This is a genomic window from Corynebacterium sp. 32222D000AT (assembly GCF_053546955.1).
The window spans coordinates 36479-53137 of the sequence record NZ_JBPPVW010000011.1 but is presented as its reverse complement, the minus strand read 5'-3'; the positions used below and the strand labels follow the sequence as shown (position 1 = coordinate 53137).

Annotated in this window: 15 protein-coding genes; 4 read left to right on the top strand and 11 right to left on the bottom strand. The window is 68.0% G+C overall.

From position 1 onward, the window contains the following. Nucleotides 1-9: 9 nt before the first annotated feature. Complete coding sequence (locus ACEE23_RS07895; RefSeq protein WP_368520171.1) at nt 10-948, bottom strand: hypothetical protein; 939 nt, start codon at nt 946-948, stop codon at nt 10-12. Nucleotides 949-990: 42 nt separating this feature from the next. Here ACEE23_RS07895 and cobA point away from each other — a divergent pair, with 42 nt between their 5' ends. Together cobA and ACEE23_RS07885 are read left to right on the top strand one after the other, a co-directional pair. After that, nucleotides 991-1743 (top strand): uroporphyrinogen-III C-methyltransferase, encoded by a 753-nt coding sequence (cobA, locus tag ACEE23_RS07890; RefSeq protein WP_368520170.1) that lies wholly within the window; start codon nt 991-993, stop codon nt 1741-1743. A gap of 212 nt (nt 1744-1955) precedes the next feature. Beyond that, nucleotides 1956-2960: an HNH endonuclease signature motif containing protein gene (locus tag ACEE23_RS07885; protein ID WP_448872983.1), complete on the top strand. Its 1005-nt coding sequence runs from the start codon at nt 1956-1958 to the stop codon at nt 2958-2960. Between the two features lie 125 nt (nt 2961-3085). Here the strand turns inward: ACEE23_RS07885 and ACEE23_RS07880 are convergent, their stop codons facing one another. From ACEE23_RS07880 to ACEE23_RS07850, 7 genes are all read right to left on the bottom strand, one after another. Then, nucleotides 3086-4036 (bottom strand): sulfite exporter TauE/SafE family protein, encoded by a 951-nt coding sequence (locus tag ACEE23_RS07880; RefSeq protein WP_368521661.1) that lies wholly within the window; start codon nt 4034-4036, stop codon nt 3086-3088. Next, entirely contained in the window at nt 4037-4864 is an 828-nt protein-coding gene (locus tag ACEE23_RS07875; protein ID WP_448873567.1) for a sirohydrochlorin chelatase, read from the bottom strand. Further along, a complete protein-coding gene (locus tag ACEE23_RS07870; RefSeq protein WP_368520166.1) occupies nt 4857-5120 on the bottom strand; it encodes a hypothetical protein in 264 nt (87 codons plus the stop codon). The genes ACEE23_RS07875 and ACEE23_RS07870 overlap by 8 nt, the downstream gene beginning before the upstream one ends. Continuing rightward, nucleotides 5117-6796, bottom strand: coding sequence for a nitrite/sulfite reductase (locus ACEE23_RS07865; RefSeq protein ID WP_368520165.1), 1680 nt, complete (start codon nt 6794-6796; stop codon nt 5117-5119). Before ACEE23_RS07865 ends, ACEE23_RS07870 begins: the two co-directional genes overlap by 4 nt. Before the next feature lie 295 nt (nt 6797-7091). Continuing rightward, nucleotides 7092-9236, bottom strand: a complete 2145-nt coding sequence (locus ACEE23_RS07860) for a LamG-like jellyroll fold domain-containing protein (RefSeq protein ID WP_448872412.1) — start codon at nt 9234-9236, stop codon at nt 7092-7094. A 91-nt stretch (nt 9237-9327) separates the two neighbouring features. Beyond that, the gene (locus ACEE23_RS07855) at nt 9328-10695 is read right to left on the bottom strand and encodes a phosphomannomutase/phosphoglucomutase (protein WP_368520163.1); all 1368 of its coding nucleotides are present in this window, start codon (nt 10693-10695) and stop codon (nt 9328-9330) included. Between the two features lie 91 nt (nt 10696-10786). Then, on the bottom strand, nt 10787-11239 hold the full coding sequence (locus tag ACEE23_RS07850) for a DUF3499 domain-containing protein (RefSeq protein WP_368521658.1): 453 nt from the start codon (nt 11237-11239) through the stop codon (nt 10787-10789). Between the two features lie 94 nt (nt 11240-11333). Between ACEE23_RS07850 and ACEE23_RS07845 the strand changes: the two genes are divergently transcribed. Next, complete coding sequence (locus ACEE23_RS07845; protein WP_368520162.1) at nt 11334-11801, top strand: metallopeptidase family protein; 468 nt, start codon at nt 11334-11336, stop codon at nt 11799-11801. Nucleotides 11802-11944: 143 nt separating this feature from the next. Here the strand turns inward: ACEE23_RS07845 and ACEE23_RS07840 are convergent, their stop codons facing one another. The 3 genes from ACEE23_RS07840 to ACEE23_RS07830 all read right to left on the bottom strand — a co-directional run bounded on the left by ACEE23_RS07840 (nt 11945) and on the right by ACEE23_RS07830 (nt 14872). Further along, nucleotides 11945-12244: a WhiB family transcriptional regulator gene (locus ACEE23_RS07840; protein WP_070768728.1), complete on the bottom strand. Its 300-nt coding sequence runs from the start codon at nt 12242-12244 to the stop codon at nt 11945-11947. A 428-nt stretch (nt 12245-12672) separates the two neighbouring features. Continuing rightward, nucleotides 12673-13776 carry a sugar phosphate nucleotidyltransferase gene (locus ACEE23_RS07835; RefSeq protein WP_368520240.1) on the bottom strand — a complete coding sequence of 368 codons (1104 nt, stop codon included), beginning with the start codon at nt 13774-13776 and terminating at the stop codon, nt 12673-12675. Nucleotides 13777-13957: 181 nt separating this feature from the next. Then, nucleotides 13958-14872 carry a glycosyltransferase family 2 protein gene (locus ACEE23_RS07830; protein ID WP_448872409.1) on the bottom strand — a complete coding sequence of 305 codons (915 nt, stop codon included), beginning with the start codon at nt 14870-14872 and terminating at the stop codon, nt 13958-13960. 137 nt (nt 14873-15009) lie between these two features. Here ACEE23_RS07830 and ACEE23_RS07825 point away from each other — a divergent pair, with 137 nt between their 5' ends. Further along, nucleotides 15010-16653: an LCP family protein gene (locus tag ACEE23_RS07825; protein WP_368521657.1), complete on the top strand. Its 1644-nt coding sequence runs from the start codon at nt 15010-15012 to the stop codon at nt 16651-16653. The last annotated feature ends 6 nt before the right edge of the window (nt 16654-16659 follow it).

The window sequence follows — 16659 nt, the reverse complement described above, 5'->3', positions numbered from 1 at the left end:
TCCTTTTCCTCATTCATCAAAGGCGGTCGCGGCATAGGCGCGCGTGAAAAGCTGCAGCGCCCGGGAGAATTCGCTTCCCTCGGCGGCGTTGACAGCCAGGCTATGGGGCAGGTTCGCCTCCTCCTGCCCCCAGAAAATCACCCTCCAGGTTAGCGCACCATCTATAAAAGGATCGTAGAAGATATCGTCAGCCGCCTGTGTGTCGGCGCCGTCCAGGGCCTGCGGCAGCTGGGCGGCCTCCACGACGGTCCCGGAGCGCCCGCGCGTGGCCCAAACCGCCGCGGCTACCGATGCCACCGCCTCACCCACCCGGTCCCCCGCCGGCGCCGAGTGCATCACCCCGCTGCCACCTGCCTGCGCGGTGAAGGCGCCCAGCTGCCGGGCCGGGTTGGTATCCGCGCTGCGGTCGGGGGCGCAGGCGGCCAGTTCGGCATCGACGGCAGCGGCGGCCTCGTCCAGGGCCTGCGGGTCGCCGCCCAGGACCAGCCAGACTGCGCCCGCGGCGCGGGCCGGAGCGGGGCCGGAGACGTTGGGCAGGGCGGTGAACAAGAAGGCATCGTCAGCGACGTCGTCGGCCAGGGGCCCGGGCGGGCCGGCAAAGACCGTGGCGGCGCCGCGCTGCTGGGCGGTGAGCAGGGCCCGCGATACCCACTCGCAGTCCGCGGCCTCCCCCACCGTCAGCACGATGTCCAGGGCGCCGACGTAGGCCGGCAGCGCGCGGGCCACGACCACCGGGCAGGCGGCCTGGGGTTGGTAGACCTGGGCGATCGCGCGGGCGGCCGCGGCGGCGACCTGGTCGGTGGCCAGCACCACGACCGAGCGCGGGCGCAGGCCGGCCAGATATTCATTCAGGCCCGCCACCTGGCCGGCGAGCGCGCGTAATTGCGCCCCTTCGTGCGCAATGTCGAAAAAGCGCACCTGCTCCGGGGTCCACTGTGTGCTCTCCATGGTTTCTCACCTTAGTAGCGCCGGTTATACTATTTCGACATCATGACCGGAAACACTGTTGTTCATCCCGTCCAGCTCATCGGGGGCGGCCCCGGCGCCTGGGACCTCATCACCGTGCGCGGCATGCACGCCCTGCAGGATGCCGACGTCATCCTGGCCGACCACCTCGGCCCGACCGCGCAGCTGGATAAGCTCTGCGATATCGCCAGCAAGGAGCTCATCGACGTCTCCAAGCTGCCGTACAAGCGCCAGACGTCGCAGGACAAGATCAACGAGATGCTCATCTCCCACGCCCGCGCCGGCCGCCGCGTCGCCCGCCTCAAGGGCGGGGATCCCTTCGTCTTCGGCCGCGGTTTCGAGGAGGTCCAGGCGCTGGCTGCCGCCGGCTTAAGCTGCGAGGTCATCCCCGGGGTCACCAGCGCCGTCGCCGTGCCGGGGGCCGTGGGCATCCCCGTGACCCAGCGCGGGATGGTGCACGCCATGACGGTGGTCTCCGGGCACCTGCCGCCCGGCCACGAGCGCTCCCTGGTCGACTGGGAGGCGCTCGCCCGCTCCGGGGCCACCCTGGCGGTCATCATGGGCGTGCGCAACGCCGGCGCGATTGCCACCGCGCTCATCGATGCCTCCCTCCCCGCCGACACCCCCGTCGCCGCCATCCAGGAGGGCACCCTGTCCGGCCAGCGCGTGGTGCGCACCCAGCTGTCCGCCTTAGGTGCCGTGGTCGAGGAGGAAAAGATTCAGCCGCCGGCCGTCTTCGTCATTGGAAACGTCGCGGGCCTGCGCGCGGAGGGATAAGTTCTGCACAGTCCCGACGCGTATAGGGACCAGCTTTGCGCCAACTTGGGCACATTGCTCCATTTTTCAGCCTTTAGGCAGGTTGAACCGTAAATCCGGGCGTTTTCGGCTGTTTTGGTGCCCGCGCAGGATGGTTACTTTGGCCTGAGTTATCCACAGATTGGGTTTCCGGGCCTTGTAGGGGGTTGTCAGGGGCTTCTAGCGTGTGGGTCATGACGACGACAGCCATGGACACTTTGAAAGCAGCGCACTCCATCTTCGCGGACGGGATCCAGTATTTGGGCCTGTGCCGCGAGTTGAGCCTGCCTGCCCTGAAGGCTGTCATGTCGGATGTTGCCGCGGCCGCGCACTACCGTGCCTGCCAGACCTTCTTTGGGCACACGACCTATACGCGCAAGCAAGACGCCGCCCGCCGGGGTGCCGCAGAATCCGGACACCACCTGGACACGTTGCTGGTGTTGGACAACGCCTTCCGGCGGGTGCGCAACCAGGGCGAGGCCTGGGCCATGCTCATCGAACTGTGCAACACCCCCGGCACCACCAAACAGCTGAAACGCCTAGCCAACAAGAAGGTCCTGGAGCTTAACCGCCCGGCCCCGCCGGCCGAAGGCGTGCGGGTCACCCGCCGCAAAGACGGCCCCAGCACGTTTTCGGTGACCGGGGACCCGGAGCTGGTGGAAAACCTCTGGGCGTCGATTAAGACCATCCCCGACGTGGAAGCCTTGTTCAGCGGCGGGCTGAACAAGCAGCCGAAGGCCACGCACGTGGTCATCTCCCTGCCGGACTGGGTTCGTATCCTGTCCGGCGATGGGGACGAAATCACCCTGCAGCTGACCAACGGGACCACCATGACGGGTGCCGAATACGTCCGCCAATGCCTGTGGGACGCGGGCCTGGCCACCCTGGTGGATCCTAGGCGCGGGCCGGTCAACCAATACCGCTACCAGCGCCACGCTTCACCCAAGCAGAAGGACATGACCAAGGCGGAGACCACCACCTGTGCCTGGCCAAACTGCCGCAAGCCGGCCGATGAGTGCCAGGTCCACCACATCCACCCCTGGGTAGACGGCGGTGAGACCAACCAAGAAAACCTGACCTTGTTGTGCGAGTTCCATAATTCCTGGAACGACGACGACCCCACCTACCCCAGACACGGCAGGGTCAACCGAAGAAACGACAAGGTGACATGGGACCCGCCCTGGGGCGGCGGCACCTAACGGCTGACGGCGGACGGCTGAGACGGGGGCAGCCGCAAACCCAAGGGAACAAACCCCGCCAAAACACGCGAAAGGCGCCACGGACCACGTCCGTAGCGCCTACTCGGCGTGCCTACTCGGCGTGCCTAGCGACTGGAAGGCGCCGGCACGGGGTCGGTCGTCTCCACGGCCGGCGCCTGGTCGGCGGCGGCCTGCCGGTTGGTGCGGGCGCGCTTACGCCCCCGCAGGGTCAGGGCCACTCCCCCGGCGGCCAGCGCGAGGTAGAGGGCGATGGTGAGGGCGGTGGGCATCGTGAAGCCAAAGGCGTTCTCCGCCCCGTCCACGATGGTGCCGACGTTGAGCAGCACGATCGCGGTGCCCACGAACCCGCCCAGCACGATGGGGTTCAGCCGGCTAATCAGCCACGCCGCGACCGGGGCGGTCAGGCAGCCGCCGACCAACAGCGCCACGACGGCGGCCGCGTTCGAGACCAGGTCGTCCCACAGGCCCACCACGAAGCCGAGCGTCGCGCCGAGGGTGACCAAAAACTCCGCGGTGTTGACCGTGCCCACGATGCGCCGCGGCTGCTGCTTGCCCAACGACAGCAGCGTGGACGTCGTGACGGGACCCCAGCCCCCGCCGCCGGTGGCATCGACGAAGCCGCCGACCGAGCCCAGGCCCAACAGGAACGGGGTGGAATGCGGGGTCTCGGTGAGCTTGCGCGTGACCCGCCCACGGGAGAAGCGCCAGACCAGGTTCAGGCCGACGGCGAAGAGAATGGTCGAGGTGATCGGCGCCGCGGCATCCAGCGAGAGGCTGGAGAGCACCGTCGCGCCGGCAAACGCCGCGATAGACCCTGGTACTGCCAGGCGCACGACGGTCTTCCAGTCGATATTGCCGAAGCGCCAGTGGCTGATCCCGGAGACCAGCGTGGTGCCCAGCTCCGCGGTGTGCACGACGGCAGAAGCCTGCGCCGGCCCGAGGCCGGCCAAGAAGATGAGGATGGTCGTCGACGTCACGCCGAAGCCCATGCCGATGCCGCCATCGACCAGCTGGGCAGCCGCGCCGCCCACCGCAATCAAGAGCAATGCCGTCATCTAGACACCTACCTTCAACAGTTCCCGCGCCGGTAGCGTCTGGTGCTGCCTGTGCTTGTCGTGCTTATATGCGGCACCGTACCGCGCCGCGACGATGCCCGCGAGCGCAGCGCCCAGCGGCGGCCGGCAGGTCACGCTCGCGCCCGTCGCCGCCTCGATGTGCGGCACGGCCGCGGTCAGGCGGTCGAGCAGGAGGCCGTCGGTGACGAACATCGGCACCACGTGCAGGCGTGCGTGCTGCTGAGTGCGCTGCGGGGCGGGCTGTTGAGCCTGTTCCTGGGCGTTTTGCTGAGTGCACCGCTGGGCGTGCTTTCGGGCTAGGTGCTCCAAGCCGGCCGCACCCCGCGGGGCGTCCGGGGATGCCTTCGTTGCAAAGAGCGTGGACCAGCCCAGCTCAGACGCCAGGTCGGCCACGGCGGCGTTGGCCTGCGGGTCGGCAGAGCCCACCGCGTAGAGCACGCCGTGGCTACCTGCCGGGCAGCGCGGGGCCAACACGTCGGCAAGATCCGCGCCCGTGCCCAGGCCGGCGGCTGCCTTGAGGGGCAGGCCGGTGGCGGACTGGGCATCGGCGAGCACGGCTGGGTAGTCCACGCGCTGGTGGTAGCCGGGTGTGAACAACAGCGACACGACGACGGCCTCGTCGGCCCCGCGATCGCGCAGGCGGGCGGCGGCGCTGGCCAGGTCCGGGTCGTTGAACTCCAGGTGCGCGGCGGCGGCCAACGGCACACCGGCCCGGCGCGCGGCGGCGGCCGTGAGCCGCTCGATGCCGGCGGCCGCCCCCGCCCGGCGCGAACCGTGGGCGAGGGTGATGAGGGCGCGGTTAGGCATCGTTGGCCTCCTGCCGGGCCGTGGCGTGACCGTGCCGGCGCAGCGACTGCTGCAGCGCCTCCTGGGACGACGGAGCCGGCGACGGGGCGACCGGCGAGTCGTCCTGACCGTGGAAGCGCACCGAGAACACCCGGCGGCAGTCCTGGCAGTTCCAGGCAAAGTCGTCCTCGGTGTCCGGGAAGAGCTGCGTGCCGGCGCAGTAGGGGCAGTACGTCGGGTGGTTGCGGTTCGGGTTGGGCTGGCGGCGGAATCTCATTGCAGGTCCTCGTCGTCCGCGCGCAGCACCCACTGGCGGAACTGTTCGCCCTCGGTGCGCTGCTCCTTGAACTTGGTGACCACGCGGATGACGTAGTCGGTGACGTCGTCGGCCAGGACCTTGTGGCCGCGCAGCTTGCGCCCGAAGTCCGGGTCCAGGCCGAGCGCGCCGCCCAGGTGGACCTGGAAGCCCTCCACGCGGTTGCCGTCCGGATCGGTCAGGGTCTGGCCCTTGAAGCCGATGTCGGAGACCTGCGTGCGGGCGCAGGAATTCGGGCAGCCGTTGAGCGCGATGGAGATCGGCACGTCGAGGTCGTCGAGGGCGTCCTCGAGCTCGTCGACGAGCTGGATGGCGCGCGCTTTCGTGGTCACGTGGGCGAGCTTGCAGAACTCCAGGCCGGTGCAGGAGATGACGCCGCGACGAAACTCGGAGGGGTGCGAATAGAGGCCGGTGGCGTCGAGGGCATCGCTGAGCTCTGCGACCTGGTCCTCCGGCACGTCGAGGAAGAGCAGCTCCTTCATGGGCGTGGTGCGGATGCGGGTGAGCCCGAAGCGCTCGGCGACGTCGGCGATGGCGATGAGCTGCTCGCCGGTCGCATGCCCCACGGTGGGCTTGACGCCGACGTAGTAGTTGCCGTCCTTTTGCTGGTGCACGCCCAGGTGGTCGCGGCTGCCCGGGTTAATCGGCGTGGGCACGCCGTCGGCTAGCGGGGCATCCAGGTACTCGTCCTCGAGGACCTGGCGGAACTTCTCGACGCCCCACTGCGCGACCAGGAACTTCAGCCGCGCGCGGTTGCGCAGGCGGCGGAAGCCGTAGTCGCGGAAGATGCCGACCACGCCGGCCCAGACCTCCGGCACGCGCTCCAGGGGCACGAAGGCGCCGAGGGAGCGGGAGAGCATCGGGTTGGTGGACAGGCCGCCGCCGACGAAGCAGTCGAAGCCCGGGCCGTATTCCGGGTGGTTGGTGCCGATGAAGGCGACGTCCTGGATTTCGTGGGTGACGTCCTGGCGCGCGTTTCCGGAGATGGCAGTCTTGAACTTGCGGGGCAGGTTCTGGAATTCCTCGCGGAGGAGGTAGTCGTCGACGATCTCCTCGATGGCGGGGGTGGCGTCGATGATTTCGTCGGCCGCGACGCCGGCCACGGGCGAACCGAGGATGACGCGGGGGACGTCGCCGCAGCCCATGAGCGTGGACAGGCCGACGGCCTCGAGGCGGTCCCAGATTTCGGGGACGTCCTCGATGCGGATCCAGTGCAGCTGGATGTTCTGGCGGTCGGTGAAGTCCGCGGTGGAGCGGGCGAAGTCGCGGGAGATTTCGCCCACCACGCGCAGCTGCTGCGGGGTCGCGCGGCCGCCGTCGAAGCGGATGCGCATCATGAAATATTCATCCTGCAGCTCGGAGTTGTCGAGCTGGCTGGTCAGCTCCCCGCCCAGGTTCTGCTTGCGCTGGGTATACAGGCCGAGCCACTTGAAGCGCGGGGCGAGGTCGTCGGCCGGGATGGAGGAGAAACCTTGTTTAGAATAGATGTCGATGACGCGCTGGCGCGCCGACATGCCCCCGTCTTCCTGCTTGATGACCTCGTCGTTGTTGAGGGGCTTGTGGCCGTCGATTTTCCATTGGCCCTCGGGCTTTTTCGGCCGGGCGGATCGCTTTCGCTCTTTGACGTCGGTTGCCATAGTCGTGTGCCTTTCCGTGTGGCGCGGGGCGGGAAAATTGTGTGACCAAAGTCTAGCGAACAAACAGGTACGGTCTAGCTAGACCGCTCGGTCTTGGGTGGGCGTGGCGGATAAATATGCCCTGTACTGGGGTTTGCTCGGCGGCCCGGTTAGAAATTAATTAACTCGGCGGGGCCACCTGAATTCGGTTAGCCAAAAGTTACGCGGGCCACAATCGCGAAAAACCCGCCCTGCGCTGGGTTAATCAGCGCCGGGGCGGGTTGTTCTAGACGGCTTGGTATGCCGCGGGGGATGACTAGCGCGGCAGGTGGATGCCGAACTTGTCCAGCTGGGCGGCAATCGTCCGCCAGTTGAACGCCAGGCCGATGCCCGCCGCCAGAGCCGCGATAATCGCGACGATGGAGCCGGCCTTGCTGGAGCTGGAGTCAGAGCTGGAACCGTTGGAGCTCAGGTCGGAGCTGGAGCTGGAGCCGTAGCTGGAACCGTCGGAGCTGGAATCGGAGCTGGAGCCGTCGGCATCGCCGGCGTCGTGGGCGCGGGCGGTCAGCCACTCGTCCTCGCCGATGACGCTGTTGACCAGGCGGGTCTCGCCGATCCAGCCGTACCACGGGTCCTGCGGGCGCTTGTTGTCCATGCCCGCGCCCATGACCCAGCGCAGCTCGCGCGGCAGCAGGCCCTGCGCGCCGGCGGCGTTGCGCAGGATGGGAGCGCCGTTGATGAACATCTCGACAGTGTCGCGCTCCGGGTCGTTGACTACGGCAACGTGCATCCACTCGTCGGTGGGCACCTCGTGGGACCAGACGGTGCTGCCACTGCCCTCCTCCGGCTCGGCCCACCAGCGCAGCTCGCGCAGGTTGGACACGCCCATCATCACGGTCGGGTCGGTGTCGGTGGAGCCCTCGACCAGGTCGGCGATGGAGGAATCGCGCGCGATGGCGTTGCCCCAGCCGTGCTTCTCGCCGTCGAAGTCGGCCGGCAGCTTCACGAAGGACTCGAAGGTGTAGCCGCGGGAGGTGTCGACGTTGTTGATGGCGGCATCGGGGGCGGACTTGAACCAGGCCACGGCGGGCTTGCCGGCCGGGTCGGACCAGTAGAGGGAGCCGGCATCGGCGGACAGCGGGTGGTGCTCGGTGCTGTAGGTCACGCGGTTAGGCAGGCCGGACTCGCGGGTGAGATCGCCGTCGCCGTGGATGTCCGGGATGATAGCGCCGCGGCCGGCGGCCTCGCCCTCGGCCAGCTGCTTGCCGTCGAGGGTGGTCTGGCCCGGGCGCCAGTGGAAGACGGTGTCCTCGGCCTGGATGTAGTCGGCATCGTCCTGCGGCAGCTCGTCGTCGGTGATTTCGTAGGGCTTGTAACCCTCCGCGACTACCTCCTTGGCCTTGCCGGCCAGGTCGCCTTCCTGGCCGTCGCCGGCCTCCCACTCGGGGGCGAAGCCGGCGAAGCGCTCCTTGAAGTTCAGCGGGATGTGGTAGCTGTCGCCCTCGCCGTCCAGGATGAGCTTGTCGAACTGGGTCAGCTCCTTGTGCGGCTTCTTGGCCACCCACGGCGACAGCGCGGCCATCTCCAGCTCGTTGCCGGCCAGGTCGAATTCCAGCACGCCCAGCAGGCCGTTGCCGCCCTGGTAGGCCATCTGGTAGTCCTGCAGGATGGAGACGACCTCGTTGCCGGCGTCGTTGGTGTCCACGCGGTAGCCGGCGCCGTGGTGGTGGCCGCCCATGGTCAAAAAGATCTGGTCGTTTTTGCGGATGAACTTGTTCCACAGGCCGCGGCCGTAGTCGTCGGAGAAGTAGACCTGGCCCTGGCCGTCGATGTTGAGCACCTCGTGGGTGGTCAGGATGACCGGCAGATCGGGGTGGGCGTCGAGGACGCCTTGGGCCCAGTCCAGGGTGGCATCGTTAGCGCGCCAGGCCAGCGCCAGGACTAGGTACTGCTGGCCCTCGGCCTCGAAGATGTGATACTCAGACTCCTGGTTGGGCACCTCGTGGCGCTCGCCGAAGGTGTCGTTGCCGGCCGCGCGGGAGGCCGGGAAGTGGGTGCTAAAGGGCGCGCCTTCGGCCATGTCGTGGTTGCCGGGCAGGATGGAGTAGTTCAGGTCGGAGTCGTCGAGGACCTGCATGGCCTTGTCGGCGACGTCCCACTCGCCGGCGACGTCGACCTGGTCGACCACGTCGCCCAGGTGGGTGGCGAATTCCATGTTGAGGGCGTCCTGGTTGTCGGCCAGCCACTCCATCTGGGTCTGGTAGGGCTCGCTGCCGTAGCGCTCGCTGGCCAGGTTGCCGGTCTCCGGGGTGGAATAGCGCGAGTAGAACTGGGTGTCTGGGATGACGCCTAAGGTAAACCGGGAGCCGGTGTCCTCGGCGGCGGTAGCGGGGGCGATGACGACCAAAGAAGATGCCACCGCGGTGGAAACCACGGTGGCGGTGAAACGACGGTTCGGCATGACGGCCTTTCCTTTTACTAGAACGGTTCAATACGCGATGAATATTAAAACCGGCTAGTAAACGGCTGGGGACGCCAGCGTGAACAGGAGCTTATGCGCGGATGAAGCTTAGGACTTCCTGGACGATGCCGTCCACCTCGTCCTTGGTGGGCGCCTCCACGTTCAGGCGCAGCAGCGGCTCCGTGTTGGAGGCGCGCACGTTGAACCAGGCCGGGGTGTCCTTGAGATCCACGGTCACGCCGTCGAGGCGATCGACGCCGGCGATCTTGTCGGCCATGCCGTCCAGCACGGCCTGGGTGGCCGCGTCCTGGTCGTCGACGGTGGAGTTGATTTCGCCGGAGGCCTCGTACTTGAGGTAGTCGGCCATGAGCTCGCTGAGCGGCTTATCGCTGGCACCCAGGGCGGCCAGCACGTGCATGGCGGCCAGCATGCCGGAGTCGGCGTTCCAGAACTCCTGGAAGTAGTAGTGGGCGGAGTGCTCGCCGCCGAAGACGGCGTCGTGCTCGGCCATCTGGGCCTTGATGAAGGAGTGGCCCACCCGCGTGCGCACCGGCTTGCCGCCCTTGGCCTCGACCAGCTCCGGCACGGCGCGGGAGGTGATCAGGTTGTGGATGATGGTCGCGCCCGGGAACTTGTCCAGGTAGCGCTCGGCGACCAGCGCGCAGATGGCCGACGGGGAGACCGGCTGGCCCAGCTCGTCCACGACGAAGCAGCGGTCGGCGTCGCCGTCGAAGGCCAGGCCGATGTCCGCGCCCTGCTCCTTGACGAAGGCCTGCAGGTCGACCAGGTTCTTCGGGTCCAGCGGGTTGGCCTCGTGGTTGGGGAAGGTGCCATCCAGCTCGAAGTAGAGCGGGCGGATGTCCAGGTTCAGCCCCTCCAGGACGGCGGGGACGGTGTGGCCGCCCATGCCGTTGGCGGCATCGACGGCGACGACGAGGGGACGGGTGTCGGACAGGTCGACGAGCTTGTTGAGGTAGGCGGCGTAGTCCTCTAGGACCTCGCGGGGCGTGGAGGCGCCCGGCTCGCCGTCGAAGTCCGGCACGCCGTTGACCAGCGCGTCCTTGATGTCGGCCAGGCCGGTGGCCTCGCCCACCGGCTTCGCGCCGGCGCGGCAGAGCTTGATGCCGTTGTACTTGGCCGGGTTGTGGGAGGCGGTAAACATCGCGCCGGCGCAGTCCAGGTCGCCGGAGGCGAAGTAGAGCTCGTCGGTGGAGGTCAGCCCCAGCATGACCACGTTGAGGCCCTGGGAGTTGACCCCCTCACCGAAGGCGGCGGCCAGCTCCGGCGACGACGGGCGCATGTCGTGGCCAATGGCGACGACGTGCTCGCCCTCGGCGCGCATCAGTGCCGCAAACGCCGCACCGACCTCGCGCACGAAGTCGACGTCGATGTCCTCGCCCACCACGCCGCGCACGTCATAGGCCTTGATTACTTGGTCCAGCTTTTCACGGTCTCGCATAAACGCCCAGTCTAGTCCGCCGCCGCGGCGACCGAGCCACGGGCCGGGCTCCCCATGGGTTACTGCTAGCTAACTCACAGGCAACCGGAGGCTAGCTGTTGCTGCCCGGATCCGGGACCACGGACAGGTGGGCGCGGCGCTGCTGCTTGGCGGTGGCCACGCGGCGGGTGCGGAAGACGGGGTGGTTGGAGCGGGCCGGATCGGCGCCGTCGAAGGTGGGCGCGTAGTCGATGGGGTCCGCGCCGGAACCGGGCTCGCCGCCTTCGACCAGCCCGGTGGTCACGCGCCCGCCCTCGCGGACGGCCTCGGCGAGGGCCAGGAGATCATCGTCGTCTTCGATGTCGACCTGGTCGACGCGCAGCATCTCCCAGCCTTGTGGGGCGGTAATGCGCTCGGCGTGCTCGGCGCACAGGTCCCAGGAGTGCGGGTCTTCTTCTTCCACGAGCGGGCCGACGACGGCGGTCTGCTCGGCGTAGGCGTAAGTCAACGTAGCCACGGCTTCACGGCCGCAGCCGGGGCGGGAACAACGTCGAGATTCAGTCACAGCCACACAGTCTAGACCTCAAGTAGTCATTTAGACAGACTCCCACCGGCGCGCCCCGGAAAAATCCGCCGCGCGGGGCCCTAGAGTAAGCCTCATGCCCGCTACCCCGCCGCTTTCCGTCCGCCGCGACCGCCACGGCCGCGGCCAGCGCGGCCCCCTGCTGCCGCAGCAGACGCCGCGTTTCCGCACGCGCGCCCAGAGCTTCGACATGGCCGTGTTGGAGGCCTACGCGCCCATCCAGAACGCCTTCGCCGACCAGCTGACCACCCTGGACCTGGCCGTCGATACCGTGCCGCGGATGCGTCTGCGCGCCGACATGACGGTGCTGCCCGACGAGATCATCGCGGACGGGCCGGTGCCGCTGGGGCGCATCGTGCCGGCAGGCGTGGATGCCAAGGGCCGGCCGACGCGCTCGCGGCTGGTAATTTTCCGCATGCCCATCGAAGCCCGCTGCACCACCCGCGAGGAGCGCAGCGAGCTCCTGTCGACCGTCCTGACCTCCCTGGTGGCCAATTACTTGAACCTCAGCCCGCAGGACATCGACCCGCGGTTTAGCTGGTAGCCGGTAGCCGACACCCGACAACCGGCACCCAGCGCCCGGCCGGGCCGCCCGCCCCAAAGATCTCAAAAACCCAGCCGGAGAAGGCTGGGAGCGGGTGCACCCCGCGACGGACAAGGGCTCTGACCGGTTAGTTGACGTGCGGTTTAGCTGATTTCGCGCTTCAGGCGGCGGCGTTCACGATCGGAGAGGCCACCCCAGATGCCAAAGCGCTCATCGTGCTCGAGCGCGTATTCCAGGCATTCGTCCCGTACGGCGCAGGCCTGGCAGATTCGCTTCGCCTCCCGGGTGGAGCCGCCCTTTTCCGGGAAGAATGCCTCCGGATCGGTTTGCGCGCACAGCGCCTGGTCTTGCCATTCTTGCTCGACCGCCCCGAAAAGCTCGTCGATGGACATCTCTGCAGCAGCACCGCCACGGGGAATGGCGCCGTTAGCCATGTCTTTCACGCCTCGTCCTTCCTCCGTAGTTTGCAGTAGTTTAAAATTCGAACAATCTTCGCCGACCCCGCTAGGGGCCGACCCACACCATCCGCCGCGGTACTCACGGGACCGCGCCAAGTGGTTACTTACACTGTTGTTATTTCACACTGTATCACTAAATATCGTCAACCTGTCGGGAGCTAAATAACCGAAAAGATCCCGAAACCCCACGTCACTATTCACATTTTTCACACTGACCACAGACGCGGCTTCCCCGGGGGAGATGGCGGGGGTACTACATATAGGGGCCACCCCGATCCCTGTTCACAATTCACAGGAATCCCCGGCGTGTCGCTACCCTTTTGCCAGGTATTTACTTCTGGCTGCGGGGCGCCAGGTGGCATCGGCAGCAAAAAAGCGGGCCACCAGCCGGTGGCCCGCCCCACGGGGAGGTTTTAGGCGTCGGAGGAGAAACGGACGCCGCGGTCCGGGATGACCACGCCCGGGAAGATGCGCATGCCGCCCTCGAGCTCGCAGCGGGCGCCGATCTGGGCGCCCTCGCCGATGACGCAGCCGTCGATGTGCGTGTTGGCGCCGATGTGCGCGCCGGAGGCGATAATCGAGTTCGTGATGACTGCGCCCGGCTCGATGGTCACGCCGTCGAAGACCACGGTGCCGTCCAGGCGGGAGCCGGCGCCGACCTCGGAGCCGCGGCCCACGGAGGTACCTGACAGCAGGAGCGCTCCCCCAGCCACGCCGGCGGAATCATCCACGATGGCCTCGCCGGTGCGGCCCTCCAGCAGCGGCGAGGGGGCGATCCCGCGGACCAGGTCGGAGGAACCGCGCACGAAGTCCTCGGGGCGACCCATGTCGCGCCAGTAGGAATTGTCCACGTGCCCGATGACCTTGCGGCCGGCCTCGAGGACCTGCGGGAAGGTCTCGCGCTCGACGGAGACCACGCGCCCGGCCGGGATGGTGGCGATAAGCTCCTTGTCGAACACGTAGCAGCCGGCATTGATCTGGTTGGTCGGCGGATCCTCGGTCTTTTCCAGGAAGGCGGTAACCTGGCCGTCGGCGTCGGTGGGCACGCAGCCGAAGGCGCGCGGATCGGCGACCTTGAGCAGGTGCATGGTCAGATCCGCGCCCTTGGAGTGGTGAGTTTCCAGGATGGAGTTGAGATCCATGCCGGAGAGCACGTCGCCGTTGAAGACCATGGCGGTGTCATGCCGCAGGTGGTCGTAGACGTTGCGGATGCCGCCGCCGGTGCCCAGGGCCTGCTCCTCGACGACGTACTCGATCTCCAGGCCCAGCTCGGAGCCGTCGCCGAAGTATTCCTCGAAGACCTCGGCCTTGTAGGAGGTCGACATGATGACGTGGGTGATGCCGGCGGCCTGGATGCGCGCCAGCAGGTGCTGCAGGAAGGGATAGTTGGCCGTCGGCAGCATGGGCTTGGGCGTGCCGATGGTCAAGGGGCGCAGGCGGGTGCCGCGTCCACCGACGAGGATCACGGCATCGGTAACCGCGCCCAGGTTCTCTGCGGCGGTCTCGTGCTCGGCCATAGAATCCATCTTTCTTTGGTTTAGGTAGAAATATTCTCGCCCGATTGTAGAGCCCCCGGCCCCAGCCGCCGCGCCTTGCCACGCGCGTGCCGCCGGCTTTTTACGTCACTCTCCCGCGCACTCGCGCGGGAACACCGCACGCACGCTGGTCAAACGCCGCCAAAGAGGGGCCGTGGCGTGACTAGACTTTGTCTGTACCTTTGGCCACAGCCAGCCCGGCGCGCAGGCGCAGCCCCGCCCGCAGCAGCCAGCGCAGGGGCGCTTGCCACACCGCGGGGTGCCTGTCCGCCTGGAAGCGGTAGGCCGAGTCGTGGTGGGCGCGCAGCATGGCCGCCGAGTGTGCCTTGGTGGAATGCCCCTGGGCGTGCTTGATGACCGCCTCCGGGCAGAAGACGTTGCGGTAGCCGGCCCGAGCCAGGCGGTCGCCCAGGTCCACGTCCTCCAGGTACATGAAGTAGCGCTCGTCGAAGCCGCCGACGGCCCGGAAGGCCTCCCAGCTGACCAGGAGGCAGGAACCGGACAGCCAGCCGGCCTCGCGCTGGCGGGCCATGTCCTCGCCCACGCGGTAGCGCGCCGACCACGGGTTGGACGGCCAGATATCGGAAAAGACTGCGTGGCCGACCCCGGTAAACAAACCCGGCACCGCGCGCGCCGAGGGATAGTTGCTGCCGTCCGGCTCAACGATGCGCGGTCCCACTGACCCCACCCGGTCCCAGGCCCGGGCGCACGCTAGGAGGGCATCGATGGAGCCGGGCGAAAACGCCACGTCCGGGTTGGACAGCAGCACCCAGTCCGGGTCGATCTCCCCGGCCGCGCGCAGCTTCTCTAGCGCCTTGACGCCGGAGTTCATGCCGCCGCCGTAGCCCAGGTTGCCGCCGGTCGGCACGAAGTCGACGCCGTCGCGCTCGCGCGCGGCCGCCTCCGGCACGCCGTCGGTGGAGCCGTTGTCGGCCAGCACGACGTGGGTCGGCTGGCTGCAGGCGCCGGCCAGCGAATCCAGGAAGTCCGCCAGGTAAGCGCCGGGCGAGTACGTCACGGTCACCACGGCCAGCGGGGTTTGGTTCTGAGTAGTCACAATGGTTTCCACACTACCCACCCCGCCTGTCGCTCTCGCCCACGACACGACCCGGCCGGCCCGGCTTCGGGGATCTACCCGGTTTCGCCTAAACTGAGTGCTATTATTTCCCAGTTCCAGTACCCCTCGCTACCAGCAGTCCAACGGAAGTCGAACTCGTGAACAAAGAACTCGCCCGCCCCGTGCGCGATATTCAGGCCGCCCCCACGCGCGGTCCGCAGACCGCCCAGTCCGGGTCCACGGCGCTGAAGACCGTGCTGACCATCCTGTCGGTGATCGTGCTGGTTATCAGCGGCATCGGGTACGCCACCATCGGCCGCCTGGGCGGGGACCTGTCTTCGGTGTCCAACCTGCAGCTCGGCGGCGGGGGCGGCTTTAAGGATAAGGACGCCGCGGACGGCGCCGTCGATATCCTGCTGGTCGGCTCCGACTCCCGCTCGGACGCCCACGGCAACCGCCTGAGCGACGAGGAGCTGGAAAAGCTCCACGCCGGCGTCGACGAGGGCGAGGAAAACACCGACACCATCATGGTCATCCGCGTTCCCAACGACGGCTCGCGGGCCTCCGCCGTGTCCATCCCGCGCGATACGTATATCTCCGACGACGAGCACGGCAACATGAAGATCAACGGCGTCTACGCCGCGCACAAGGGCGCGATGACGGACCAGCTGCAGGCCGAAAACGACGAGGCCGAGGCCGCCGGCAAGTCCGCCCCGCACGACGCCAAGGAGATCGAGCAAAAGGGCGTCGAGGCCGGCCGCGCCGCCCTGCTGGAGGAGGTCCGGGATCTAACCGGCATCGAGATCGATCACTACGCGGAGATCGGCCTGCTGGGCTTCGTCCTGCTGACCGAGGCCGTCGGCGGCGTGGACGTCTGCCTGAACGAACCGGTCGACGACGACATGTCCGGCGCCAAGTTCCCCGCCGGCGAGCAGACCCTGCACGGCGCCGACGCCCTGGCCTTTGTCCGCCAGCGCTACGGCCTGCCCCGCGGCGACCTGGACCGCATCACCCGCCAGCAGGCCTTCATGGCCTCCCTGGTCAACAAGATGCTGGATGCGGGCACCCTGACCAACCCGTCCAAGCTGGGCAAGATCTCCGAGGCGGTGGAGCGCTCCGTCGTCATCGATGAAAACTGGGACGTGATGAGCTTCGCCACGCAGCTGGCCGATCTGGCCGGCGGCAACGTCACCTTCAACACCATCCCGGTGACCTCCGTGGACGGCACGGGCGACTACGGCGAGTCGATTATCACCATCGACGTCGCCGAGGTCCACAAGTTCATGGACGACCTGGCCCGCAGCCAGGAGGAAAAGGACCAGGAGGAGGCCCCGGCCGAGGACTCCGGCGACGGCGCGGGCGCGGGCGATGCCCCGGCCCACGTCGACGGCGTCGAGGTCCACGTCCTCAACGCCGGCTCGGTCTCCGGCCTGGCCGGCGGCGTGGGCTCCTTCCTGGAGGGCGAGGGCTACACCGTGGCGCGCACCTCGAACGCGCAGCCGGGGGTCTACGCCGAGTCCCAGGTCGTCGCCGCCGACGCCAACGACGAGAAGGCCAAGGCCCTGGCGGAGAAGCTCGGCGGCCTGCCGGTCACGGTCAACGAGGGCCTGGATGATTCCACCCTCATCGTGGTCACCGCCGACGAGTACTCCGGCCCCTCCGACGAGGAGGCCCAGGGCCCGGCCGGCGAGGCCGACGCGGACGCCGATGCCCCCGTCGGCACCCCGGGCGGCGACTTCGGCACCGCCGAGGTCTCCCCGGAGATCGACGCCGGCGGCCACGGCCCGCGCTGCGTGAACTAGCCACCC